Origin of the sequence: Sphingobium nicotianae, from assembly GCF_018603885.1 — a bacterium.
In the GTDB taxonomy this organism is placed as follows: domain Bacteria; phylum Pseudomonadota; class Alphaproteobacteria; order Sphingomonadales; family Sphingomonadaceae; genus Sphingobium; species Sphingobium nicotianae.
In genome coordinates this window covers 223,366-248,135 of the sequence record NZ_JAHGAW010000008.1, presented here as the reverse complement: position 1 = coordinate 248,135, position 24,770 = coordinate 223,366, and the positions used below count along the sequence as shown (strand labels likewise).

The window sequence follows — 24,770 nt, the reverse complement described above, 5'->3', positions numbered from 1 at the left end:
GTTACCTGGAATCAGCTTTTAGACCTCCTATGTTCCTTTTTTGGTCCGGTGGCTTGACGGAGCGCATATGGGAAGTCGTGGGGAGCCGCTTCACGACGGCCCAGGCCGCCACCAGCAGAAGCAGCAGGAGGAAGGCCCAGCGGAGCGCGGAAATCAGCCGATTTTGATCCACCAGCCAGATGCCGGGCGAGTCGACTCGCATACTGTCGGGACGCAGCCAGGTGCGGAGCGCTGGCACGGCATCGCTGGTCCAGGCGGCACGGTCATGGGGGATCGTGGGATCGAACGTCCACAGGCGGTCATCGATCCAATCGGCGTCGGCAATGAGGCGGACATGCCCTCGCCCCACGACACAGCGGGCGATCAGCCCCTCCTCGCCAAGCTCGCAGCGCGCATCGCCACGCGCCAGCCGCGTAAAACGCGAGGCGCCCGTCATCTGCAGAAGCGCGCCGCTTTTCAGGATGCGCCTTTCCACTGCGCCGCCTCGGGCTGGCTCGAGCTGCAGGCCCCAGTGCGTCAGCAGGGGGTCCAGAAGACTGGTAAGCGGTGTCCGTCGCGGATCGCCGAGCGGACGCGGGTCCGGCCAGCCGAGCAGCGGATCGGCCAGGACCAGCGCGTAGCCGCCGCCACGCACCCAGCCATCGAGCGCGACCAGCTCGGTCGGCGCGAGCTGGCGCGGCTGGGCGATGAGCAGACGCCGGAAGGGCGTAAGGGCCGCTGGATCGAGATGATCGATCGGGCGCAGATCATAGTCGCGCCCCAGCATGTCCCATATCGGCGTGGTTCGTGCAGTATCGCGCAGCATATCGGTCTGGCCGGCCGGCGCCAGGGCAGCCCCGTAGAGCGGCAGCGCACTGATCACGCCCACAGCCGGGCGCCCTGCGGATGGCGTTTGCGGACTGTCGCGCGAGGCCAGCAGCATGGCCTCCCGGCCGCCAACAACGAGCAGGGACAGCAGGACAAGCGACGGCCGGCGCAACGACGCGGCACGCACGAAAGCCCAGCCGGCCGCCGCCGCGATGCCCGCCAGAGCGCCGCCGAGCATCGCCAGATCGAACCAAGGCTGCCGCGATGCGACCAGCAGGATGAGCAGGGTCGTTGGCGCCATGACCAGGGTCCAGGCGATCGCCGCCGACCTCCAGCCACTGCGCCCGCCATACCACCGCAAGCACAGGATCGCCGCCGCGCCGGGCAGCAGCCAGTCGAACGGATCGATCCGCCCGGTGTGCAACGCCGTTCCGGCAAGGCCGAGCAGCAATGCCGCACCGGCAATGAGAAAGAGAATCAAGGCGGAGATCAGCACGCGCGCCATGGCCGGCCGCTCGGCAGGCTTTAGCGCTGCGATTGCTTGGGATCGCGGTCCATGCGCTTGCGCAAGCGCGGATCAGGCTCCAGATCCGGTACCGAGGGGGCGGCGGTGTCAGCCGTGGGGGTGACGCCAAGATCGGCGAGCGGCTCGGTCGGTTCAGCCGCGCCATTGGCGCCTGCCGTTCCCGACGCGACCTGCTCGACCGGCGCGCCATTCGACCCCGGACCATCGCCCCGCGCGGTCTGGATGACGAGATTGGCGAGCGTCACCACCAGCAACACCGCCGCCAGCCCGACGAGGCCGATCTGCACACGCTGGAGCTCCTCACGGTGCGCTCGCAATTCATTTCTCAGAGCCATGGGTCGCCTCCGGACCGCCAGCCTCAATTTGACAGCCAGGGGAACGGCGTCAAGCCCTTGGAGACGAGCCACTCACGATTGTAGAGTGTCGAGAGATAACGCAGGCCCGTGTCGCACAGGATGGTCACGATGCGGCTGCCCGGGCCGAGCTGCTTGCCCAGCGCCACGGCGCCCGCAATATTGATACCGGTGGAGAGGCCCACGCACAGCCCCTCGCCCATCAGCTTCTCGACCCAGACCATGCCTTCCTGATCCGAGATGCGATATTGCGTGTCGATCGGCGCACCGTCGAGATTGGCGGTGATGCGCCCCTGCCCGATGCCCTCGGCGACGCTGCTTCCCTCGGCCTTCAGCTCGCCATGCGCATAATAATTGTAGAGCGCCGCGCCGTGCGGATCGGTGAGCGCGATCGTGACGCGCTCATCCTTCTGCTTGAGGCCGAGCCCGACACCGGCGATCGTGCCGCCCGTGCCCGCGGCGCAGGTGAAGCCGTCGACCCGCCCTTCCATCTGCGCCCAGATTTCCTCGGAGGTGCCGAGGATATGCGCCTTGCGATTGGCGGTATTGTCGAACTGGTTCGCCCAGATGGCGTTCGGTGTCTCCTCGGCGATGCGGCGCGAGGTGTGGACGAAATGGCCGGGATTGGAGAAAGGCGCGGCCGGAACCAGCACCAGCTCGGCGCCGAGCGCGCGCAGCGTGTCCATCTTCTCGCGGCTCTGCGTCTCGGGCATGACGATGATCGTCTTGTAACCCTTCGCATTGCCGACGAGGGCAAGGCCGATGCCGGTATTGCCCGCCGTCCCCTCGACGATCGTGCCGCCGGGCTGGAGCTGGCCCTTCTCCTCGGCATCCTCGACGATGTAGAGCGCGGCACGGTCCTTGACCGAGGCGCCGGGATTCATGAACTCGCACTTGCCGTAGATTTCGGCGCCGCTGGCCTTGGAAGGGCCGGCCAACCGCACCAGCGGCGTGTTGCCAATGAGAGAGAGCGTGTCGCTGTGAACGGTCATCGCTGCATCACGTAGGATGCCAAGGCTCGGACGGCAAGCAAGGAGATGTGGAGTCTCGCGAAGTGCAGGTTGCACCGCTTCATTCCTCCCCAAGCTCGCTTGGGGAGGGGGGACCGCCGAAGGCGGTGGAGGGGCGGCCGAAGGCCGACAGCTCGGCATTTCCCCTCCACCACGCCGCTACGCGTCGCGGTCCCCCTCCCCGAGCGAGCTCAGGGAGGAATGGAAAGACAGGTTCAGGAAAATTTACCTTGTTTCTGCTATGCGCGGCCAATGTCCGATCCCGCGCCCGGAGGCGACCGATTCTACCCGCCGGTCCTGGTGACCCGGCAGCGCCTGTCGGTGTGGCGCTGGATTGTGCCGTTCGTGCTGATCGCCCTCGCGCTGCGCCTCGTCCCGATTGCAGCCGGAGAGATATCGGGCACGCACGGCGCATCGCCGGCGCAGATGGCGGCGGTCTCGGTTCCTAATCTCATCGAGCGATCGGGCGAGACCTTTCCGGGCTCGGCCTATTTCTTCGCACAGGACGCGTTCGATCCGGCTCCGGGAGCGAGTGGCGCGGCCAACGGACTTCCCGCCAGATGGCGCGGCAACAGGCACATTCTGGCGATCGACATCGGCCCGGCGGCCGCGTCCTACCGGTTCGTGGGGCGCACGCCGGTCGACCGGCTGCGCGCCCTCTCCTGCCTGACCAACGCCATCTATTACGAGGCGGCCAACGAGCCCGAGGAAGGGCAGCGCGCGGTCGCGCAGGTAGTGCTCAATCGGCTGCGCAGCCCGGACTGGCCCAACAGCATCTGCGGCGTCGTCTATCAGGGGACGGAGCGCGACGATCTGCGCTGCCAGTTCACTTTCAGTTGCGACGGCTCGATGGCGCGCATCCCCAATGGCGACAAATGGCTGCGCGCGCGGCGGGTCGCCGAGGAGGCGCTGGGCGGCAAGGTGTTCGAGCCGGCCGGCCTCGCGACCTATTATCACACGCTCACCGTTTTTCCGGGCTGGGCCACACAGATGCATGCCTCGGCGATCATCGGCGCGCATATCTTCTATCGCGCCCCGGGCCCGAGCGGCACGCCCGGCCGGTTCCGCGACGCCTATGCCGGCATCGAGACGATCAATGGCCCGAGCGCCAATGCCTATCTCGATCCGCGCAACAGCCCCGCGCTGATCCCGGCGATCCCGGTCGAGAGCGCGGCAGCGGGTCTTCCGCCAGCGCCGGCGCCGATCGTTGCGTCCCCGGTTGCGATCGCAAGCGTGCCGGCTACGCTGCCCGCCGCGAACCCCACGCCGCGCGTCCTGATCCAGTCGGGAGACGTGAAGCCGGAATATCTCAACAGCGGGCGACCCTTGAACCGCCCCTCAGGCGCTATTCGGCGTTCGCCAGCGCCTGTTCCTTCGCCTCGCGCCGCTCCGTGAACCAGATGGCGATCAGCGCCAGCTCGTAGAGCAGGATCAGCGGGATCGCGAGCATGAGCTGCGAGATGACGTCCGGCGGCGTCAGCACCGCAGCGACGATCACCGCCGCGACGATCACGTAGCGCCGCACGCTGACCAGTTGATGGCGGCTGACCAGGCCGGCCCGGTTGAGCAGCATGACCAGAACCGGCAGCAGGAAACTGATCCCGAAAGCCAGAATGAACTGCATGACCAGGCTGAGATAACTGTCCATACTGGGCAGCGCCTCGACCGTGATTCCACCGCTGTTCCCCTGGAATTTCAGGAAGAAATGGAAGGCTGTGGGCATCACCACATAATAAGCCAGCGCCGCGCCCATGACGAACAGGATCGGCGTCGCGAGCAGAAACGGCAGCAGCGCGCGCTTCTCCTTGCTGTAGAGCCCGGGCGCGATGAACAGCCAGAGCTGGTTCGCGGTGATCGGGAAGGACACGAAAAAGGCGCCGAACATCGCGACCTTGAGCTGCACGAAGAAGGCCTCATACAGCTTGGTATAGACGAGGCGGCCCTGCGCATCGCCAAAGCCCTTCTTGAGCGGCTCGACGAGGAAGGCGAGGATCTGGTCGGAGAAATAGAAGCAGACCGCGCCGGAGACGAACAAAGCCGCGATCGAGATGAGCAGGCGACGGCGCAGCTCGATCAGGTGCTCGATCAGCGGCGCCTTGGTCTCGTCAATGTCCCTCATGCCGCCGACGAGCCCTTGGGCACTTCGCCATGTGGTGCGTCAAGCGGGAGCGTGGGCTCTACGGGCGATCCGTCCGCGACGGCCTCCGACGATGCGGCGGCGGCCGCGGGCGGCGGAAGCTCGCCGGCAGTCGCGCTCTCGTCGACCAGCGATGTCATCCGTCCGCCAAGGTCGGGCAAGGTCTGCGCCATGATTCGCTCATTTTCGGCGGCCCACTGCTTCTGCAGCTCCTCCAGCTCCGCCTCGCGGATCATCGCGTCGATGCCGGTGCGGAAATGGCGGGCCATGCCCTTCGCCTTGCCGACGACCTGGCCCACCTTGTAGAGCGCGCGCGGCAGATCCTTCGGGCCGATCACCACGATCGCAACCACGATGATCAGCAACAGCTCGGATGAGCCGATATCGAACATGTTCGGCCGTTCCCCTGCCTCGGTCAGCGGGTATTAGCTGTCGAGCTTATGCTCATCGCGGGTGGCGCTTGGCTCGCCAACCGGGGTCTGCTGCGGGATGCGCTGCGCGGGCTTGGCAGAGGCGGCGACATCATCGTCGTCCTCGGCGAGCCCTTTCTTGAAGCTCTTGATGCCCTTGGCGACGTCACCCATCACGCCCGAGATACGCCCGCCGCCGAACAGCAGCACGACGACGAGGATGACCACGATCCAGTGCAGGGCTGAAAAGGAACCCATGAAAAATCTCCTGTGTACGCGCCCTAACTAGGCTCTTGGCACCCGCTGCGCAATGGCCGTGACGGCTTGGCTTCTTGATGGAAGCGAGTCTATTTTCAGTGGCCCCTCCCCTTCAGGGGAGGGTTGGGGTGGGGCTGCAAGGTCGCAGATCGCTGCGCGACACCCACCCCGCGTCGGGTAAACAGCGCCCCGCGCTGTTTAGGTCATGCCGGGGGGCATGACCGACCCGATGCGCCCTCCCTTGAAAGGGAGGGGCTTATTTAGTCCTCGCCCTCTTCCTCCACCTCGTCCCGCTCCAGCAGGGCCTGCGACTCCATGCTCTCCATCGCGAGGTCGATCGGGTCGAGCAGGCCGGCGGCGCGCAGATCCTCGATGCCGGGAAGGTCGCGGCGGCTCGTCAGGCCGAAATGGCTGAGAAAGTCGCCTGTCGTCGCATAGATGAGCGGACGCCCCGGCACCTCGCGGCGGCCGGCAGGGCGGACCCAGCCTGCTTCCATCAGCACGTCAAGCGTACCCTTGGCGACCTGGACGCCGCGAATCGATTCGATCTCGGCGCGGCTGACCGGCTCGTGATAGGCGATGATCGCCAGCGTCTCGACCGCCGCGCGACTGAGCTTGCGCGGCTCCTCGCGCTCGCGTCGCAGGATGTAGCTCAAATCCGCCGCGGTCTGGAAATGCCAGCGACCGCCGCGCTCCACCAGTTCGATGCCACGCCCTGCATAATGATCGGCTAGCGCCGTCAGATGCGGGAGGACGCTTTCTTCCAAAGCCGAGTGCCGCTGGATTTCCTGCTGGGTCAGGGGCCCTTCGGCGGCGAACAGTACCGCTTCGACAAGACGCGCGGAGATGGTCAGGCTCACGCGCGTGCCTCCGGCGCCTTGAGGTAAAGTGGCGCGAAGATCGCCTCCTGCCGGATTTCCACCCGCCCCTGCCTGGCCAGTTCCAGCGCGGCGACGAAACTGCTCGCCAGCGCCGATCGCCTGAGCTGCGGATCGGCATGATCGGGCAGGAAGCTGCGCAGATCCGCCCAGTCGAGCCGCACGCCGATGAGGCGCGAGACGCGCTCGATCGCCTCGTCGAGCGTCATCACCGGGCGCCGATGGACGATGTGCATGCGCGGCGCGGTGCGCGCCTTCACCTGGCCATAGGCCTGGATGAGATCGAACAGGCCGGCTTGCCAGACGATCGACCGGGGCCGGTGCAGCCCTTCCGGCTCGGGGCGCACGAACACGTCACGGCCGATGCGGTCGCGGCCCATCAGGCGCGCGCCGGCCTCGCGCATTGCTTCCAGCCGCTGCAGGCGCAGATGCAGGCGCAGCGCCAGTTCCTCGGGCGAGGGATCGGGCTGCGCTTCCTTGGGCAGCAGCAGGCCGGATTTGAGATAAGCCAGCCAGGCGGCCATGACGAGATAATCGGCGGCCAGTTCCAGCCGGAGCTCCACTGCGTCCTCGATGAAGCGCAGATATTGCTCGACGAGCGCGAGGATCGAGATTTCGCGCAGATCCACCTTCTGGGTGCGCGCCAGCGAGAGCAGGAGGTCGAGCGGCCCTTCCCAGCTTTCGGTCTGGACGGTCAGGATCGCCTCGCCCGGGGCGCGGCGGATCGGCTCGGCCCAGTCGGCGTCGCCCAGCAGCGTATCGACGTCGAGCTGCTCGGGTGACCGAATGTCCGTGGACGCCTCGCCGCTCATGCCGCGCTCTTGGCGAGCAGGGCGTCGCGGGTCGCCAGGGAGCGCTCGATCGGCCAGTCTGCATCTGCGCCGGCCGCGATCGTCGCCATCGCCCGGTCGAGCCGCGCGCGCGACACATCGCTGATCTCGGGCAGGCGCGCGGCGATGGCGGTCATCTCGTCCATCCGGCCCCAGCAATTGAGCGCGATGTCGCAGCCCGCCTCGATCACGCCGGCCGCCAGATCGTCCGGCGTGCCGTTGAGCGCCTTCATGTCGAGATCGTCCGAGAGCAGCAGCCCGTCGAAGCCGATCGCCCCGCGGATGATCTCGCCGATCACGATCGGCGAAAGGCTGGCCGGGCGCTGCGCATCCCAGGCGGTGTAGAGGCAATGGCAGGTCATGCCGACCGGCGCCTGATTGAGCGTGCGGAACGGCGCGAGGTCCATCTCCAGATCCCAGCCGCTGGCGTCGACATGCGGCAGTTCCTTGTGGCTGTCGACCAAAGCGCGGCCATGGCCCGGCATATGCTTGATGCAACCGACCACGCCGCCCGCGCGCAGTCCCTCCAGCGTTGCGCGGCCGAGTGCGGCGACGCGCATCGGCTCGCCGCCGAAGGAGCGATCGCCGACCACCTCGCTGGCGCCGGGCTGGCGCACGTCGAGCACCGGGGCGGCGTTGGCGGTGATGCCGACCTCGCGCAGCATCGCGCCCAGCGCGCGCGCATTGCAACGCGCCGCCTCGATCGCGCTCGATGGCGCAATCTCGTAGAGCGCATCGAAGGCACCGGCCGCAGGAAAGGCCGGCCATACGGGGGGCGACATCCGCGCCACCCGGCCGCCTTCCTGATCGATCAGGATGAAGAGATCGTCACGCCCCGCAATGGCGCGCAAATCATCGGTCAGCGCGCGCAGCTGTGCCTTGTCGCGGATGTTGCGGCCGAACAGGATATAGCCAGCCGGCTCGCACGCCTTGAAAAGCGCCCGCTCCTCGTCGCTGACCGTCTCGCCGGCAAGGCCGAAAATAACTGGCTTCATGCCGGGGGACTCATACTCCGATTGTCAGTGCACCACCATGCAGCTTTCGCCGGCCACGCGCAACTTGCCGCACATCGCATCGCCATCCTTCGCGGACGCGGCGCTGGCGCGCAGGCGGTAGAGCGTCTTGCCGCCGGTCTCGACCGGCTCGACCGAATGGGTCGCGGCGGCCAGATAATCGAAGCGGCCGGAGAGTTTCTTCCAGACCGTCTCGGCCAGATCCTTCGAGCCGAACGCGCCGAGCTGGATGCGGGCCGCGCCCGGTGCGGCGGCAGCGCCCGCGCCGGCAGCGATCTTCTTGGTGTCGGCAGGGACATTCTTCACCGCCGCCTTGACCGTCGGCTTGGCGACGGGCGCCTTGACGGTCTCCGGCGCCTTCTTCTCGACAGCCTTGAGATCGGTGCGCGGCGTCTCGGGCACCTTGCTCGCGTCGATCTTGCCGGTCGCTTCGCCGCCTTCGCTGGCCTCGAACGCCTGATCGCCCTCGCCCTGGAATTCCTTGGCATCGGAGGCATTGGCCGGGATCTTGTAGGTCGCGCTCTTCGCGGCGATCAGCTTGGCATTCTCGCCGCCGCCGCCTTGGCCCTTGTTCTTGAGCCAGTAGCCGCCACCGACGATCACACCGAGCAAAGCCAGGCCGAGGGCGACGAGACCGAGCACCTTGAGCGGCGACACCCGCTCGGGCTCTTCCTCGATGCCTGCCGGCTCGAGCCAGGGCAGACGATCGCGATCGTCCAGATTGAAGCCGTCGCTTTGCTGCTCAGCCGACATCAGTTCATCTCCTCAAGCGCCGCAACCCCCATCAAGCCGAGGCCGTTCCTGATAACCTGAGCGATTCCGGCGCTCAAGTGCAGTCTAGAGGCGGTTAACCCTATATCGCCTGCGACAATGACGCGCCGCTCAGGCTGGTCGTTGCCGAGGTTCCACCAGCCATGGAACGCTGCAGCCAAGTCATAGAGATAAAAGGCGATTCTGTGCGGCTCGTGGGCATTTGCCGCCCCCTCCACGACCCGCGGGAAATTGGCCATTTGCTTGATCAGGTCGAGCTCCTCCGCCCCGAAGCGGGACAGGTCCGCAGCAGGAAGTTCCCCGGGAAATGCCTCCTTCACCCGCCGCCCGAGCGACGCGATGCGTGCATGGGCATATTGAACGTAGAAAACCGGGTTGTCCTTGGAGGCCTCGACGACCTTGGCGAAGTCGAAATCCATCTGCGCGTCGGCCTTGCGCGTCAGCATGGTGAAGCGCACCACATCCTTGCCGACTTCCTCGACGACATCGGCGAGCGTCACGAAATTGCCCGAGCGCTTGCTCATCTTGACCGGCTCGCCCTCGCGCAGCAGCCGGACCATCTGGACGAGCTTGACGTCGAACTTGGCCTTGCCCTGGGTCAGCGCGGCGACGGCGGCCTTGATCCGCTTGACCGTGCCGGCATGGTCCGCGCCCCAGATGTCGATCAGCTCGTCGGCGCGGCTCGCCTTGTCGGCATGATAAGCGAGGTCGTTGCCGAAATAGGTATAGAGCCCGTTTGGCCGCTTGACCGGCCGGTCGCTGTCGTCGCCGAACTGGCTGGCGCGGAACAGCACCATCGGCACCGGCGCCCAGTCCTCGTCAGCCGGCTCGCCCTTGGGCTGCTCGAGCGTGCCTTCATAGATGAGGCCCATGTCGGTCAGCCGCTGGATCGCCGCATCGACCTTGCCGCTCTTCTGCATCTCCGCTTCGGACGAGAAGAGATCGTGATGGATGCCGAGCAGCGCCAGGTCGGCCCGGATCATGTCCATCATCGCGGCGACGGCGCGCTCGCGGAACAGGTCGAGCCAGACGAGATCGGGCACGCCGACATATTTGTCGCCATATTCGGCGGCGAGCGCCTGGCCGATCGGGATCAGATAGTCACCGGGATAATAGCCCTCGGGAATCTCGCCGATGTCCTCGCCGAGCGCTTCGCGATAGCGCAGGTGGACGGACTGGCCGAGCGTCTGCACCTGGCTGCCGGCATCGTTGATATAATATTCGCGCGTGACCTCATAGCCCGAGAAGGCGAGCAGGCTGGCGAGCGCATCGCCTACCACCGCGCCGCGGCAATGGCCCATATGCATGGGGCCGGTCGGATTGGCCGAGACATATTCGACATTGACGCGCTTGCCCTTGCCGACATCGGTGCGGCCATAGCCGCCGGCCCGCTCGTTGATGAGCGTGAGCTCGGCTTCCCAGGCGCTGCGGTCCAGCCGCATGTTGATGAACCCCGGCCCGGCGATATCGACGCTCTCGACCTCGGGCAGGCCGCGCAGCCTTGTCGCGATCAGCTCGGCGAGCGCGCGCGGATTGGTCCCGGCGGGCTTGGCGAGCACCATCGCGGCATTGGTCGCCATGTCGCCATGGCTCGGGTCGCGGGGCGGCTCGACGGTGACGGCAGCGTGGTTGAGGCCAGCGGGCAACTCGCCGGCTGCGACCATATCATCGAGAAGGCCGTCCAGCGCGGCCGATATGCGAGCGAAAATCGTCATGTTTCCATCCTGTCAGCGGCGGGCCTTACCGACAGAATGGCTGCGCTCGCAAGGCCGCGCCGAGAATAAGCTCAGCGGGTGATATTGTAGCGGAGCTGGTCCGGGGTCAGGTTGAAGCCCACGAGCAGCTCGAAGCTGGTTCGCTGGATCGCGGCCTTGACCTCGGGCCGGGCCAGCGGATCGAGCGCGGCATCGGCATCGCCGGTCTTGCGCGGGCGAGTGATCAGGCGCTCGATCTCCGGCGGCAGCGTCGCGGCGGCGCGGTTGACGAAGGCGGTGCTCGAGGCGGGCGTCGAGGCACGCAGCGAGCCTTCGGCGAAGTTCAGCCGCACCATCGTGACCCGCTTGGCGATCACCGAGGTCGCGCCGCGCACCACCGTCGAGAAGACCGGCACGTCGACCGAGCGCGCCGGTCCGGCATCGCGGCGCAGCGCATTGACCACGAAGGTCACCTGGCTCTGGATCTCCTCGCCGACGGTCTGGCAGGTCGAGCGCAGGTCGGTGATGTTGGCGACCACGTCGATCGCGGCGGCATCCTTGCTGCCCGCCGGGTCGAAGAGCGTGATATCGCCGATGTTAGCAGGGATCGCAACGCTCGGGCAAGCCGACCGAAACTGGATGATGCCCTGTCCGGTGGAGTCGATGTCGCCGCGCTTGGCGCAGCCCGCTACGAGAGCCAGAACGGCGCCGAGAGCGAGAAATTTCGATGCAGCGGCGATCCGCACTGTGGCTCCAAATCCTTCCACGGGCATGAATGGCGCCGCCCGATCGCAAAATAGTCCGCGCTTCTTAGTCATGGTCCCCCGGTCGCGCAACCGAAAGGGCGGCTCATGGCTGAGACGACCGCCCGCACCTCGCCCAGCGAAGCTTTCGCCAAGCTGAACTGTCCCTATCGCGCCTGGCGGAAGGTCAGATTGTAGCGCAGGGGGCCGGTCAGCGGGTGCGCGTCCACGGGCAGCGGCGCGATGCCGTGGAAGGTCAACCGCGCCGGACCACCCCAGACAACCACATCGCCATGATGCAGGACATGGCGCCGCACCTTGTCGCCCCGCGCCTGCCCGCCCCAGAGAAAGGTCGCCGACACGCCGAGCGACACCGAGACGACCGGCGCAGTGTGGAAGGCCTCGTCCTTGTCCTGATGCAAGGTGAGGCGCGCGCCCGGCTCGTAACGATTGATGAGGCAGGCATCGGGCGCGAAGCCGGGAAATCCGGCGGCTAGCGCGGCGCGGACGGCAAGATCTCGAAACAAAGGCGACATGGCGCCCCAAGGCAAGCCGGAGAGCGGGTCGTGCGCCGCATAGCGATAGCCGCTGCGGTCGCTGACCCAGCCGGCCTCGCCGCAATTGGTCATAGCAACGGACATGCGCCGCCCGCCCGGCGTTTCCAAATGCCGCAACGGCGCCCGCGCCGCGATGCACGCGATCGCAGCGAGGATCCGGGGTGCTTCGTCCAGCGCGAAGCCGCCGAGGAGCAACGCTCCGGGATCGAGCGCAACATGGCGCCGATCGGCAGCGAACAGGTCCGCCGTCACCGCCTCAGGCCGCGTCGTGAAAAATGATACCGAGCGCGTGGCGCTCGCCGGCCCGAACCGTGCTGACGCCGTGGCGCATGGTTACGCGATAATCGCCCCGGCTGCCGGCCTGCGGCCGGACGTTCACCGCAAACAATATCATATCGCCCCGCCGGGCAGGCACCACCTGAGCGCGCGATTGCATGCGCGGCCGCTGCTCGGTCAGCACCAGTTCGCCGCCGTCGAAATCCGTCCGCGGATCGGACAGCAGAACGACCGCCTGGATAGGAAAGACATGCGCGCCATAGAGATCCTGATGCAGCCGGTTATAGTCGCCCGGCCCATAGCGCAGGATCAGGGGCGTTGGGCGGCGCTGGCCGTCTGCATGGCAGCGCGCGATGAACGCGTCATGATCGGCCGGAAGGTCCGCCGGCAGACCCATCCGCCGATGCCAGTCATTCGCGAGCGGCGCGAGATGGGGATAGAGTCCGCTCCGCAACGCCGCGACCAACGGCGGTAGCGGGTAGGCGAAATAGCGATATTCGCCCTGCCCATAGCCGTGCCGCTGCATGATGACGTGGCTGCGGAAACCGTCCGGAGCTGCGAACATTGCGGTGGCATCGCGACATTCCGCAGGGGTTAGCAAAGCGGGAATATGTGCCCAGCCCTCCGTGTCCAGCCCGTTTGAAATGGCCGACCAATCCAGGCCGGCAATCCTTGCCTCGATCGCGATGTCGATCACAGTGTCGATCGGGTGCTCAGTCAATGTCGTCATGCGCCTCATGTAGGATCGCCGTGCCGCGACGACATCCCGGGACTTGCGGTCAAAAGAAATCCTCCACCGGTTCCACCTTCCCCTCCCGCCCCAGTCCCCCTAATGGGGGCGCATGGCCGCCGCATCTTCGCCCGTTTCCGACACCCGCCCGCCGCTCACCGTGCTGATCGCGGCGCCGCGCGGCTTCTGCGCCGGGGTCGACCGGGCGATCATGATCGTGGAGCGCGCGCTCGAGAAATATGGCGCGCCGGTCTATGTGCGCCACGAGATCGTCCACAACCGTTTCGTCGTCGATGCGCTGCGCGCCAAGGGCGCCGTGTTCGTCGACGAGCTGGACGAGTGCCCGGACGGCCGCCCGGTCGTCTTCTCCGCCCACGGCGTGCCCAAGCTGATCCCTGCCACCGCGCAGGAACGCGGCCTCGACTATCTCGACGCCACCTGCCCGCTCGTCTCCAAGGTCCACCGCCAGGCCGAGCGCCAGGTCGCGGCCGGACGGCACATCCTGTTCATCGGTCATAAGGGCCATCCGGAAGTCATCGGCACCTTCGGCCAGGTTGCCGAGGGCAGCATGACCTTGATCGAGACCGAGGCGGATGCCGAAGCCTTCACGCCGCAGCCCGGCCAGGCGCTCGCCTTCCTCACCCAGACCACGCTCTCGGTCGACGATACCGCAGCGATTGTCGCCACGCTGGAGCGCCGCTTCCCGGACATTATCGCGCCCAAGGGCGAGGACATCTGCTACGCGACCTCCAATCGCCAGAGCGCCGCCAAGGTGATCGCGGCGCGCGCCGATGCCGTGCTGGTGATCGGGGCGCCCAACAGCTCCAATTCGCTGCGTCTCGTCGAAGTCGCCGAGCGTCTGGGTACGCGGGCGCGGCTCATCCAGACAGCGGCCGAGATCGACTTCGACTGGATTGGCGACATCAAGATGCTCGGCATTACCGCCGGCGCGAGCGCGCCGGAGATCCTCGTGCGCGGCGTGGTCGAGAAGCTCGCCGAGCGCTTCATCGTCACCGAAGAGGAAGTCCGCACGACGACGGAGGACATGGCCTTCAAGCTGCCCCGCGGCCTCGAAGCGGTCTGAACGACGATGGCGGTCTATACCCAGGTTCCGGCCGAAGAGCTGGCCCGCTTCCTCGAACTCTATGACGTCGGCACCTTGCTGGCCGCCAAGGGCATCGCCGAGGGCGTCGAGAACAGCAATTACCTCGTCGATACGACGGGCGCGGACGGCCAGGGCGCCCGCTTCATCCTGACGCTGTACGAGAAGCGGGTCGACGTGGCCGACCTGCCCTTCTTCTTTGCGCTGCTCGATCATCTGGGCGAGCGGGGCTGCCTCGTCCCGCGCTTCATCCACGATCGGGAAGGCAAGACGCTGCAGACGCTGTGCGGACGGCCTGCCTGCCTGATCGAGTTCCTGAGCGGCGTCTCCGTCACGAGGCCGACCCCGGAGCAGGCGCGCGCGACAGGCGTGGCGCTGGGCCAGCTTCACCGCGCGGCAGAGGACTTCACCGGCGAGCGCCCGAACGCGCTCGGACCCGAGGGCTGGCATCGGCTCGCGGACGCCTGCGGCGACGGGCTGGACGAGATCACGCCGGACCTGGGTGCCCGCGTGCGCCATGAGCTCGCCTTCCTCGACGCACACTGGCCGACGACCCTCGATCGCTGCGTCATTCATGCCGACCTGTTCCCGGACAATGTCCTGATGCGCGGCAACGAGGTGGGCGGGCTCATCGACTTCTACTTCAGCTGCACCGACATCCGTGCCTATGACGTCGCTATCACCCACAGCGCCTGGGGCTTCACGCCGGACGGCACGACGTTCAACGAGACGGTCGCCCACAAGCTGATCTTCGGCTATGTCGCGAGCCATGGTCTGACCCCGGCCGAACATGCCGCCCTCCCCATCCTCTCACGCGGCGCGTCCCTTCGCTTCCTGCTGACCCGCGCATATGACTGGATCAACACGCCGCCCGACGCGCTCGTGACGCGCAAGGATCCGCTCGCCTATCTGCGCCGCCTGGAGACCTATGCGACGCTGCCAGCCGAGCGCCTGTTCGGCCGGCTGGTATGAGCGAGCCGGTTCATGTCTTCACGGACGGCGCCTGCAAGGGCAATCCCGGCCCCGGCGGCTGGGGCGCGGTGCTGCGCTATGGCGACCGGGAGAAGGAGCTCTCCGGCGGCGAGGCGCATACCACCAACAACCGCATGGAGCTGATGGCCGCGATCGAAGGGCTGAAGGCACTGACCCGGCCGTGCGATGTCATCCTCTCGACCGACAGCGTCTATGTGAAGGACGGCATCACCAAGTGGATCCACGGCTGGGTGCGCAACGGCTGGCGCACCGCCGACAAGAAGCCGGTCAAGAATGCCGACCTGTGGCAGGCGCTGCTGGCCGAGACCAAGCAGCACCGCATCGACTGGCAATGGGTCAAGGGCCATGCCGGCCATCCCGAGAATGAACGCGCCGACCGCCTCGCCAGCGCCGCAGCGGAAGCGGCGCGAGGCTGATACAAACAGGCTGAGGAGAGAGGCGATGCTGTTCCGCGCGATCATGGATGGCAAGGACCGGGCGGCACCGGCGCTGATCAGCGGCTGGGAGCGGAGCCTGAGCTATGGCGAGCTTGCCGATGCCACCGCGCGCATGGCGCACCGCCTGATCGCGCTCGGCGTCGCACCGGGCGATCGGATCGCCGTGCAGACCGGCAAGAGCGCCGAGACGCTGATCCTCTATCTCGCGACCTTGCGCATCAGCGCGGCCTACCTGCCGCTCAACACCGATTATACGCCTGCCGAGATCGCCTATTTCCTCGGCGATGCGGAGCCGAGCCTGTTCGTCGTCGATCCGGCCGCTAGCGAGAGCGCCGGCCCGCTCGCAAGCGAGGTCGGCGCGACGCTGGCGACGCTCGGCACGGACGGCAAGAGCGGCAGCCTGCTCGACGGACTGGACACCTTCCCCGCGACCTTCGACGACGTGCCCCGCGGCGCCGACGACCTCGCCGTGATCCTCTACACCTCTGGCACCACGGGCCGCTCCAAGGGCGCGATGCTGAGCCACGGCAACCTCTATTCCAATGCCGCGACGTTGGTCGACGCATGGCGCTTCACCGCCGATGACGAGCTGCTCCACGCGCTGCCAGTCTATCATATCCACGGCCTGTTCGTGGCGACCAACGTGCCGCTGCTGGCCGGCGCGCGCATCCGGCTGCTGCCGAAGTTCGAGCCCCGCGCGGTGCTCCGCGGGCTGGAGACCGCAACCGTCATGATGGGCGTGCCGACCTTCTATACCCGCCTGCTCGCCGACCCGCGCCTCGACAGGGACGCGACCAAGGGCATGCGCCTGTTCGTGTCCGGCTCGGCGCCTTTGCTTGCCGAGACGCATCGCGCCTGGGAGGAACGCACCGGCCACCGCGTCCTCGAGCGCTACGGGATGAGCGAGACCGGCATGAACACCTCCAATCCCTATGACGGCGAACGGCGGCCCGGCACGGTCGGTCCGGCCCTGTCGGGCGTCTCTGTCCGCGTGGTCGACGAGGCCAGCCGCGCGCCGCTGCCGGCCGGCGAGATCGGTATGATCGAGGTCAAGGGACCGAACGTGTTCACAGGCTATTGGCGCATGCCGGAGAAAACCGCCGCCGAGCTCAAGGCGGATGGCTGGTTCGTCACCGGCGACCTGGGCCAGCTCAGCGCGGACAGCTATCTGGAGATTGTCGGACGCGGCAAGGACCTGGTCATCACCGGCGGGCTCAACGTCTATCCCAAGGAAGTCGAGACCGAGATCGACGCGCTGGAGGGCGTGGAGGAATCGGCGGTCATCGGGCTGCCCGATGCCGACTTCGGCGAGGCCGTGACGGCGGTGGTCGTGCGCACGCCGGGGAGCACGATCGGCGAAGCCGAGATCCGCGCGGCGCTCGCCACGCGGCTCGCCCGCTTCAAGCTGCCCAAGACGGTGATCTTCGTCGATGCCCTGCCCCGCAACACGATGGGCAAGGTCCAGAAGGCCGCCCTGCGCGAGCAGGCGATGATGCCGCAGGCGGCTGATTAAATTGCGCAACTGCGTAATTTCCTTCCGAAGTTCACGAAGGACACGCTGTGGCGCACTATGAATTTTCTTGTCGGGGGCCGATTGATTGAGGGAATCGATCACAAGCGGAGCATGCCTTCGCGCGCGGCGTGTAGGACAGCAAAAATGCGGACGATTGTCGGGAGAGTAGCTGTACGCCTATACTAGCCGACATGTCGCTGGAGAGAGGTGATCATGGCACGCCTTTGGATATTGATCGGACTGGCGGCCTTCATGATGGCGCGTAGCGCCGCCGTTCATGCCGAGGGCGACGCCACCGCAGGGCTCCCCCGCTGGATGTCCGGCTGCTGGCTGACCGACCCCGGCCAGACGACGCGCGTCGAGGAATGCTGGACGATGCCGCGCGGATCGATGATGCTCGGCAGCAGCCAGACCTACGACAGCGAGGGAACCCGCAGCTTCGAACATATGCGCATCTTGCGCGATGCCGAAGGGCTCGGCTTCATCGGCCAACCGGGCGGCACGACTTCGGTACGCTTCAAGCTGGACCGGCAGAGCGCCGGCGAAGTGAGCTTCGTCAACGCAACGCATGATTATCCGCAGCGCATCACCTACCGGCTGGCGGACGGCAAGCTGGTGGCCGAAATCGCGCTGCTCGACGGATCGAAGCCGACGCGCTGGACCTATCGCCGCGACTGATCGGGGCGATGAAGGATCGCCCCCGGATGACCAGAGTCCCGCAGCCATCGGCCGTGCACAGCGGGACTCCGAGCCAGGTCACATGGGCATCGACGCGATGTGCTGCTTGACGACAGGCACGATCTCCGCCGCAGCTGATTTCAGCGCGGGCTTGTCGCCGGAATTGGCGTAATCCTGGTGCAGAGCGAGGGCCATCTCATGGGCCTTGTGCTGCTGTTGCAGGTACAGCTTGTCGCGGGCCGGACCCGTCGCCGCCTTGAGTTCAGCCATCATCGCGTTTTGCGCCGCATCGAGCTTGGGGGCCGCGACCGTCAGCTTTGATTTCGCGGCTGCGGCTTTGACCTTCGCGGTGCTGACCGCATGGTCGGCTATCATGCGATCGGCAAAGGCGCGGACCTTCGCGTCCTTCGTCGTCGTCAAGACGAGTTTGCTCGACTGGGTTTCGTAAAGATCGCCCCCTCCCGCCTTGGCAACGTAGGTGGCGGCGGTGGTGGCGGCATAAAGCGGCGCGGCGATTGCAAAACTTGCCAGAGCGGCAAGGAGGGGAAGTTTTTTCATGATCGCTCTCCTGTCGGCGACGACAGTCGCCCAGCCATCAACGCGCGAGACGGCAAGGAGGCCATGCCGTTCGTCGCATCCCTGGATGCGTTGGAAGGCGAGGTTGCACCAGCCCCTCGCGGGCTTTTTCCGCGCGGCAGGGCGTTCTTTGGGAGCGGCCGAGAAGAAGAAAGACCCTCACCCTGCCCTCTCCCGCCGGGGGGAGAGGGTTCCGAAGGAGGAGGTCAGGCGGCCTCGGCGCGTTCTTCCTCTGCGGGCAGGCGGATCAGATAGTCGAAGGCGGAGAGCGCCGCCGTCGAGCCCTGGCCCATCGCGATGATGATCTGCTTGTAGGGCACGGTCGTCGCGTCGCCCGCCGCGAAGATGCCGGGCTGCGAGGTGTGGGCGCGATGATCGACCTCGATCTCGCCGCGATTGCTGAGCGCGACGGCGTCGGCCAGGAACTCTGTGTTGGGGACAAGGCCGATCTGGACGAAAATGCCTTCCAGCTCGACGAGATGCGTCTCCTCCGTGTTGCGGTCCTTGTAGGTCAGGCCGACCACCTTCTCGCCGTCACCATGCACCTGCGTGGTGAGCGCCGAGGTGATCACGGTGACATTGGGCAGGCTGTAAAGCTTGCGCTGCAGCACCGCGTCGGCGCGCAGCTGGCCGTCATACTCGATCAGGGTGACATGCGCAGTGATGCCGGCCAGGTCGATCGCCGCCTCGATGCCGCTGTTGCCGCCTCCGATCACCGCGACGCGCTTGCCCTTGAAGAGCGGGCCGTCGCAATGCGGGCAATAGGCCACGCCCTTGTTGCGATACTCGTCTTCGCCCGGCACGTTCATCGTGCGCCAGCGGGCGCCGGTGGCGAGGATGACCGCCCTGGCCCGCAGCGTCGCGCCGCTCTCCAGCTCGACCTCGGCATAGCCGCCGACGGTGCGGGCGGGGACCAGCTTCTTCGCGCGCTGCACGTTCATGATGTCGACGTCATAGTCGCGGACGTGCTGTTCCAGCGCGGTGGCGAGCCTGGGCCCTTCGGTGTGCGGGACCGAGATGAAATTCTCGATGCCCATCGTGTCGAGCACCTGCCCGCCGAACCGCTCGGCAACGACGCCGGTGCGGATGCCCTTGCGCGCGGCATAGATGGCCGCGGCCGCGCCCGCAGGGCCGCCGCCGACGACCAGCACGTCGAACGGCTCCTTGGCGGCGATCTTCTCGGCGGCGCGAGCGACGGCGCCCGTGTCCAGCTTGGCGAGGATCTGCTCGATGTCCATGCGGCCCGAGGCGAACGGCTCGCCGTTCAGATAGACGCTCGGCACCGCCATGATCTTGCGGCCGTCGACCTCGTCCTTGAACAAAGCGCCGTCGATCGAGACGTTGCTGATGCGCGGATTGAGGATGCTCATCAGGTTGAGCGCCTGCACGACGTCCGGGCAATTCTGGCAGGAGAGCGAGAAATAGGTCTCGAAAGCGAAGTCGCCCTCCAGCGCCCGGACCTGCGCGATGACCTCGTCGCTCACCTTGGGCGGATGGCCGCCGACCTGCAGCAGCGCCAGCACCAGCGAGGTGAACTCATGGCCGAGCGGGATGCCGGCGAAGCGCACGCCGATGTCCGTGCCCGTGCGGCGGATGAGGAAGCTCGGCTTGCGGGCGTCGTCGGCTTCGGGGGCGAGCGTCACCATCTCGTGCAGCCCGGCAATCTCTTCCAGCAGCGCGCGCAGCTCCGACGCCTTGGCGCTGTCGTCAAGCGACGGCACCAGCTCGATCGGCTGTTTGATGTTGGCCAGATAGGCCTGCAACTGGGTCTTGATCGCGGCGTCCAACATTGGGGGGCTCCTTAATGAAACTTAGCCCCTCCTCTCCAGAGGAGGGGTTGGGGTGGTGCTTGCGACGCTGCGAGTTGTCGCTGCGCGGAGCGATGCTGCGCATCGCCACCACCTGCCCCTCCTCTTGAAGAGGAGGGGTGGGACGGCGTCCGGACTCCGGGACCGCGCCAGCGGCCCCGGACCCTTGGGAAATCAGATCTTGCCGACCAGGTCGAGCGAAGGCGCGAGGGTCTTCTCGCCTTCTTCCCACTTGGCAGGGCAGACCTCGCCAGGGTGGCTCACCCAATATTGCAGCGCTTTGATCTTGCGCAGGAGCTCGGTGGCGTTGCGGCCCACGCCCTCCGGCGTGATCTCGACGAGCTGGATCGTGCCTTCCGGATCGACGACGAACGTGCCGCGATCGGCAAGGCCGACGCCTTCGCGCAGGATCTCGAAATTGTTCGAGATGCTGTGGTTCTGGTCGCCCAACATGTAATAATCGATCTTGCCGATGGCCGGCGAGGTGTCATGCCAGGCCTTGTGGCTGAAATGCGTGTCGGTGGAGACCGAATAGACCTCGACGCCCATGCCCTGCAGTGTGGGGTAGATATCGGCCAGATCCTCCAGCTCCGTCGGGCACACGAAGGTGAAATCGGCGGGATAGAAGAAGAAGACTGCCCACTTGCCCTTCACATCGGCATCGGTGACGTCGACGAACTTGCCCTGCTTGTATGCGGTGGCGGCGAATGGCTTGAGAGGGGTATTGACGAGACTCATGTCGGCTCCTTCGGTTGTTGACGCAACGCACATAGGAAGCCGGACTCCACAGGTGAAATTGATTAAACTCGCTCCAAAGATCGATTAAATCGATCAGAAGCCCTTCGCGTGCTTAACGCGCAGGCGGGGTCATCAACTGCGAAAACTGCACATGTTTGCGCCGTCCGCGACGAAAAGAGCCGGACGGATGGCGAATGGTCCGCCATCGCAAAACTGTCAAAAAGTCGACACTGCAATGCAACAGGACTTACGCCGCGCTGCAACAGTGCGCGCCTAGCGGATCCCCACAGCACAACAAAGGGGACTCCCATGCGCATCGCCATATTGCTTGCAACCACCGCCCTCTCCCTCGCCGCGCCGGCCCTGGCGCAAGCCCCCGCCGACGATGCGGAAGGCGGCGCGGACATCGTCGTCTTCGGCCGCGGCGAAACCCGCCAGGTCCAGGAAGTCTCGGCCGCCGATCTCGTCACGCTGACGCCGGGCACCAGCCCCCTGAAGGCGATCGAGAAGTTGCCCAGCGTCAACTTCCAGTCGGCCGATCCGTTCGGCAATTATGAATGGTCGACCCGCGTCACCATCCGCGCGTTCAGCCAGAACCAGCTCGGCTTCACCTTTGACGGCATTCCGCTCGGCGACATGAGCTACGGCAATATGAACGGCCTGCACATCAGCCGCGCGATCAGCCCGGAGAATATCGGTGTGGTGCGCGTGTCCCAGGGCGCCGGCTCGATCGGCACCCAGTCGACCAACAATCTCGGCGGCACGGTCGAGACCTTCTCGATGGACCCGGCCGACAGCTTCAAGGCGCAGGGCAACCTGACCTATGGCAGCAACGAGACATGGCGCGGCTTCGCGCGGGTCAACATGGGCGTGGCCGACGGCATTCGCGGCTTTGTCTCCTATGCCTATGGCGCGACCAACAAGTATCGCGGCTCGGGCACGCAGGACCAGCACATGGCCAACGCCAAGATCGTCGTGCCCGCAGGCGCGGCGACGCTCGACGGCTGGCTGAGCTATTCCGACCGGCGCGAGCAGGATTATCAGGACATGTCGCTCGGCATGATCCAGCGCCTGGGTTGGGGCTGGGACAATACGGCGCCCGACTGGAACCGCGCGGTCCTCTATGCCGACATCGGCAATAATCGCGGCGAAACCGGTGCGCCGGTCTCCAACGCGGCGGCGGGCAAGGTCTATCCCGGCAACGTCACGACGGTCGACGACGCTTATTATGACGCCGCCGGCCTGCGCAAGGACACGCTGGCCTCGATCGGCCTCAAGTCGCCGCTCGGCGACATGTTCAAGGTCGCGCTGCGCGGCTATTATCACCACAACAAAGGCATGGGCCTGTGGGCCACGCCGTATGTGCCGAGCCCGAACGGTGTGCCGATCTCGGTGCGCACCACCGAGTACAAGATCGACCGCGGCGGCATCTTCGGCACGGTCGGCGCAACGATCGGCATCAACGAGATCAGCGTCGGCGCCTGGTACGAGAACAACAAGTTCAACCAGGCCCGCCGCTTCTATGCGCTCGCCAGCCGGACCGCGCCGGGCTTCAGCTTCCGCACCTATCCGACCAACCCGTTCGCGACCCAGTGGGCGTTCGATTTCTCGACCGACACCTTCCAGTATCATGTCCAGGACAAGATCGACCTCGGCATGATCAAGGTGAACCTGGGCTGGAAGGGCTACAAGGTCACCAGCGAAGCCACCGCGATCGTCGGCGGCGGCTTTCCGCAGGGCAAGATCGGCGTGACCGACTGGTTCCAGCCGCATACCGGCATCGTCGCCGAGATCACCCCGGAGGCCGAGCTGTTCGCCGGCTTCACGCAGGTGACGCGCGCCTATCAGGCGGCCACAACCGCCGGCCCGTTCAGCACGACGCAGGCCGGCTTCGACGCGATCAAGAACACGCTGAAGCCGGAAAGCTCGGACACCTATGAGCTGGGCGCGCGCTACAATCAGGGCGGGTTTCACGGCGTCGTCGGCGTCTATCTCGTCAACTTCCACAATCGCCTGCTGGTCATTCCCGGCGGCGCGGGCATCGTTGGCGCGCCCAACGTGCTGGCCAATGTCGGCGGCGTCCAGTCGCTCGGCTTCGAGGCGGCGGGCGACCTCAAGCTCGGCGCCGGCTTCAGCCTCTACGCCTCCTACAGCTACACGGACTCGACCTATCAGGACGACGTGAAGCTTGGCACCGGCACGGTCGTGCCGATCTCGGGCAAGACGGTAGTCGACAGCCCGCGCCACATGGCGCGCGGCGAGCTGGCCTATGATCAGGGCCCGATCTATGGCCGGGTCGGCGTCAACTACATGTCCAAGCGCTACTTCAGCTACATGAACGATGCCTCGGTGCCGAGCCGGGTGCTGGTCGATGCGTCGGTCGGCTATCGCTTCACGCCGCAGATCGAGCTGCAGCTCAACGCGACCAACATCTTCGACAAGGAATATGTCGGCACGATCGGCTCCAACGGCTTCTCCGTCAGCGGCGATTCCCAGACGCTGCTGATCGGCGCGCCGCAGCAGTTCTTCGCGACGCTGAAGGCCGGCTTCTGATGGGCCGCCAGTCCCTGCTGGCAGCCCTGGTTCTCGCCGCGACTCCGGTCGCGGCGAGCGCCGAGCCGGTGCTGATGATCTCCATCGACGGGCTACGGCCGGGCGACGTGATCGAGGCCGACAAGCGCGGCCTCAAGCTGCCGAACCTGCGGCGCTTCCTGACGGATGGAGCCTATGCACAGGGCGTCAACGGCGTCCTGCCAACCCTCACTTATCCAAGCCACACCACCCTACTGACCGGCGTCGGCCCGGCGAAGCATGGCATCTATAGCAACACGACCTTCGACCCGTTCCAGGCCAATTATGACGGCTGGTACTGGTATGCGAGCGACATCAAGGTACCGACCCTGTGGGACGCGGCCGCCAAGGCGGGCCTCTCGACCGGCAATGTCCACTGGCCGGTCAGCGTCGGCGCCCATGCCCGCTGGAACCTGCCACAGATCTGGCGCGCGGGCACAGCCGACGACGCCAAGCTGATCGGCGCCCTCGCTTCGACCGGGCTGGTGGCCGAACTGGAGAAGTCACTTGGCGAGCCCTATGCCGCCGGGATCGACGAGAGCATCGATGCCGACGAGAAGCGCGGGCGCTTCTCGATCGCGCTGATCAAGGCGCACAAGCCGGACTTCACCACCGTCTATCTGACCGCGCTCGATCACGAGCAACATGCCAAAGGGCCGGACACGCCGGAAGCCCATGCCGTGCTAGAGCGGATCGACGCGATCGTCGGCAAGCTGATCGACGCGGAGCTGGCGGCGCATCCCGATGCCGCGATCGCGCTGGTCAGCGATCATGGCTTCGAGCCGATCACGTCCGAGACGAATTTCTTCCGGGCGTTCATCGACGCCGGGCTGATCACAATGGACGGCACGAAGATCAAGGACTGGGAAGCCGCGCCCTGGATCTCCGGCGGATCGGCCGCGATCATGCTGCGCCGGCCGGACGATGCCGCGCTTGCCGCCCGAGTCCGCGCGGTGCTGGAGAAGCTCAAGGCCGATCCCGCCACGCATATCGCGCAGATCATCGGCAAGGACGAGATCGCCACGATGCGCGGCAATCCGGAGGCAAGCTTCTATGTCGATCTGATGCCCGGCACGATGACGGGGCCGTTCCTCTTCGCCGCCGGGCCGGTCTCCGGGGCGCCGCATTATCTGGGGATGCACGGCTATTTTCCCGGATCGGCGAATATCCGCTCGACCTTCATGCTGCTCGGCAAAGGGATCGCCAAGGGCAAGGATCTGGGCGTCATCGACATGCGCGCGATCGCCCCGACAGTGGCGTCGCTACTGGGCGCGGAACTGCCCAATGCGGAGTTGAAGGCGCTGGCGGTGCGATAGAGCTACTTAAGCCCCTCCCTTTCAAGGGAGGGCGCATCAGGTCGG

Annotated in this window: 25 protein-coding genes; 8 read left to right on the top strand and 17 right to left on the bottom strand. The window is 66.4% G+C overall.

Annotation, left to right across the window (positions count from 1 at the left end; all coding sequences use genetic code 11):
* Position 1: 1 nt before the first annotated feature.
* Genes KK488_RS13750 through KK488_RS13740 form a run of 3 tightly spaced genes read right to left on the bottom strand, consistent with a single transcriptional unit; the run spans position 2 to position 2,678 of the window.
* Positions 2–1,312: a Gldg family protein gene (locus KK488_RS13750; protein WP_214624249.1), complete on the bottom strand. Its 1,311-nt coding sequence runs from the start codon at positions 1,310–1,312 to the stop codon at positions 2–4.
* 20 nt (positions 1,313–1,332) lie between these two features.
* On the bottom strand, positions 1,333–1,668 hold the full coding sequence (locus tag KK488_RS13745; protein ID WP_214624248.1) for a hypothetical protein: 336 nt from the start codon (positions 1,666–1,668) through the stop codon (positions 1,333–1,335).
* 23 nt (positions 1,669–1,691) lie between these two features.
* On the bottom strand, positions 1,692–2,678 hold the full coding sequence (locus KK488_RS13740) for a cysteine synthase A (RefSeq protein WP_214624247.1): 987 nt from the start codon (positions 2,676–2,678) through the stop codon (positions 1,692–1,694).
* A 270-nt stretch (positions 2,679–2,948) separates the two neighbouring features.
* On the opposite strand from KK488_RS13740, the gene KK488_RS13735 reads away from it, so the two are divergent.
* Positions 2,949–4,091, top strand: a complete 1,143-nt coding sequence (locus KK488_RS13735; RefSeq protein ID WP_250890410.1) for a cell wall hydrolase — start codon at positions 2,949–2,951, stop codon at positions 4,089–4,091.
* Here KK488_RS13735 and tatC read toward each other — a convergent pair.
* The 11 genes from tatC to KK488_RS13680 all read right to left on the bottom strand — a co-directional run bounded on the left by tatC (position 4,042) and on the right by KK488_RS13680 (position 12,993).
* On the bottom strand, positions 4,042–4,815 hold the full coding sequence (gene tatC, locus KK488_RS13730) for a twin-arginine translocase subunit TatC (RefSeq protein WP_214624246.1): 774 nt from the start codon (positions 4,813–4,815) through the stop codon (positions 4,042–4,044). The two genes, KK488_RS13735 and tatC, sit on opposite strands and share 50 nt — an antisense overlap.
* Positions 4,812–5,225, bottom strand: coding sequence for a Sec-independent protein translocase protein TatB (gene tatB / locus KK488_RS13725; protein ID WP_214624245.1), 414 nt, complete (start codon positions 5,223–5,225; stop codon positions 4,812–4,814). Before tatB ends, tatC begins: the two co-directional genes overlap by 4 nt.
* 33 nt (positions 5,226–5,258) lie before the next feature.
* On the bottom strand, positions 5,259–5,501 hold the full coding sequence (locus tag KK488_RS13720) for a twin-arginine translocase TatA/TatE family subunit (RefSeq protein ID WP_214624244.1): 243 nt from the start codon (positions 5,499–5,501) through the stop codon (positions 5,259–5,261).
* A 260-nt stretch (positions 5,502–5,761) separates the two neighbouring features.
* Positions 5,762–6,361, bottom strand: coding sequence for an SMC-Scp complex subunit ScpB (scpB, locus tag KK488_RS13715; RefSeq protein WP_432653852.1), 600 nt, complete (start codon positions 6,359–6,361; stop codon positions 5,762–5,764).
* Entirely contained in the window at positions 6,358–7,191 is an 834-nt protein-coding gene (locus tag KK488_RS13710; RefSeq protein WP_214624243.1) for a segregation and condensation protein A, read from the bottom strand. The genes scpB and KK488_RS13710 overlap by 4 nt, the downstream gene beginning before the upstream one ends.
* Positions 7,188–8,204 carry a beta-N-acetylhexosaminidase gene (nagZ, locus tag KK488_RS13705; protein ID WP_214624242.1) on the bottom strand — a complete coding sequence of 339 codons (1,017 nt, stop codon included), beginning with the start codon at positions 8,202–8,204 and terminating at the stop codon, positions 7,188–7,190. Before nagZ ends, KK488_RS13710 begins: the two co-directional genes overlap by 4 nt.
* Positions 8,205–8,228: 24 nt before the next feature.
* On the bottom strand, positions 8,229–8,975 hold the full coding sequence (locus tag KK488_RS13700) for an SPOR domain-containing protein (protein WP_214624241.1): 747 nt from the start codon (positions 8,973–8,975) through the stop codon (positions 8,229–8,231).
* The gene (gene argS / locus KK488_RS13695; RefSeq protein ID WP_214624240.1) at positions 8,975–10,708 is read right to left on the bottom strand and encodes an arginine--tRNA ligase; all 1,734 of its coding nucleotides are present in this window, start codon (positions 10,706–10,708) and stop codon (positions 8,975–8,977) included. Before argS ends, KK488_RS13700 begins: the two co-directional genes overlap by 1 nt.
* A 71-nt stretch (positions 10,709–10,779) precedes the next feature.
* Positions 10,780–11,505, bottom strand: a complete 726-nt coding sequence (locus tag KK488_RS13690) for a hypothetical protein (protein ID WP_250890408.1) — start codon at positions 11,503–11,505, stop codon at positions 10,780–10,782.
* Positions 11,506–11,597: 92 nt separating this feature from the next.
* Complete coding sequence (gene alkB / locus KK488_RS13685) at positions 11,598–12,239, bottom strand: DNA oxidative demethylase AlkB (protein WP_214624239.1); 642 nt, start codon at positions 12,237–12,239, stop codon at positions 11,598–11,600.
* A gap of 4 nt (positions 12,240–12,243) precedes the next feature.
* A complete protein-coding gene (locus tag KK488_RS13680; RefSeq protein WP_214624238.1) occupies positions 12,244–12,993 on the bottom strand; it encodes a 2OG-Fe(II) oxygenase in 750 nt (249 codons plus the stop codon).
* Positions 12,994–13,105: 112 nt separating this feature from the next.
* Here KK488_RS13680 and ispH point away from each other — a divergent pair, with 112 nt between their 5' ends.
* The 5 genes from ispH to KK488_RS13655 all read left to right on the top strand — a co-directional run bounded on the left by ispH (position 13,106) and on the right by KK488_RS13655 (position 17,716).
* Positions 13,106–14,077 (top strand): 4-hydroxy-3-methylbut-2-enyl diphosphate reductase, encoded by a 972-nt coding sequence (gene ispH / locus KK488_RS13675; protein ID WP_214624237.1) that lies wholly within the window; start codon positions 13,106–13,108, stop codon positions 14,075–14,077.
* 6 nt (positions 14,078–14,083) lie between these two features.
* Entirely contained in the window at positions 14,084–15,067 is a 984-nt protein-coding gene (thrB, locus tag KK488_RS13670; RefSeq protein WP_214624236.1) for a homoserine kinase, read from the top strand.
* The gene (rnhA, locus tag KK488_RS13665) at positions 15,064–15,504 is read left to right on the top strand and encodes a ribonuclease HI (protein WP_214624235.1); all 441 of its coding nucleotides are present in this window, start codon (positions 15,064–15,066) and stop codon (positions 15,502–15,504) included. Before thrB ends, rnhA begins: the two co-directional genes overlap by 4 nt.
* 25 nt (positions 15,505–15,529) lie before the next feature.
* Entirely contained in the window at positions 15,530–17,038 is a 1,509-nt protein-coding gene (locus KK488_RS13660; RefSeq protein WP_214624234.1) for a malonate--CoA ligase, read from the top strand.
* A gap of 213 nt (positions 17,039–17,251) precedes the next feature.
* On the top strand, positions 17,252–17,716 hold the full coding sequence (locus KK488_RS13655; protein ID WP_214624233.1) for a DUF6265 family protein: 465 nt from the start codon (positions 17,252–17,254) through the stop codon (positions 17,714–17,716).
* 78 nt (positions 17,717–17,794) lie between these two features.
* Here KK488_RS13655 and KK488_RS13650 read toward each other — a convergent pair whose 3' ends face one another.
* The 3 genes from KK488_RS13650 to ahpC form a co-directional block, all read right to left on the bottom strand.
* On the bottom strand, positions 17,795–18,274 hold the full coding sequence (locus KK488_RS13650; RefSeq protein ID WP_214624232.1) for a DUF4142 domain-containing protein: 480 nt from the start codon (positions 18,272–18,274) through the stop codon (positions 17,795–17,797).
* Positions 18,275–18,498: 224 nt separating this feature from the next.
* A complete protein-coding gene (ahpF, locus tag KK488_RS13645; protein ID WP_214624231.1) occupies positions 18,499–20,082 on the bottom strand; it encodes an alkyl hydroperoxide reductase subunit F in 1,584 nt (527 codons plus the stop codon).
* 192 nt (positions 20,083–20,274) lie between these two features.
* Positions 20,275–20,838 (bottom strand): alkyl hydroperoxide reductase subunit C, encoded by a 564-nt coding sequence (ahpC, locus tag KK488_RS13640; RefSeq protein ID WP_214624230.1) that lies wholly within the window; start codon positions 20,836–20,838, stop codon positions 20,275–20,277.
* 309 nt (positions 20,839–21,147) lie between these two features.
* On the opposite strand from ahpC, the gene KK488_RS13635 reads away from it, so the two are divergent.
* On the top strand, positions 21,148–23,391 hold the full coding sequence (locus KK488_RS13635; RefSeq protein ID WP_214624229.1) for a TonB-dependent receptor: 2,244 nt from the start codon (positions 21,148–21,150) through the stop codon (positions 23,389–23,391).
* Positions 23,391–24,725 (top strand): alkaline phosphatase family protein, encoded by a 1,335-nt coding sequence (locus KK488_RS13630; protein ID WP_214624228.1) that lies wholly within the window; start codon positions 23,391–23,393, stop codon positions 24,723–24,725. The genes KK488_RS13635 and KK488_RS13630 overlap by 1 nt, the downstream gene beginning before the upstream one ends.
* Positions 24,726–24,770: the final 45 nt, after the last annotated feature.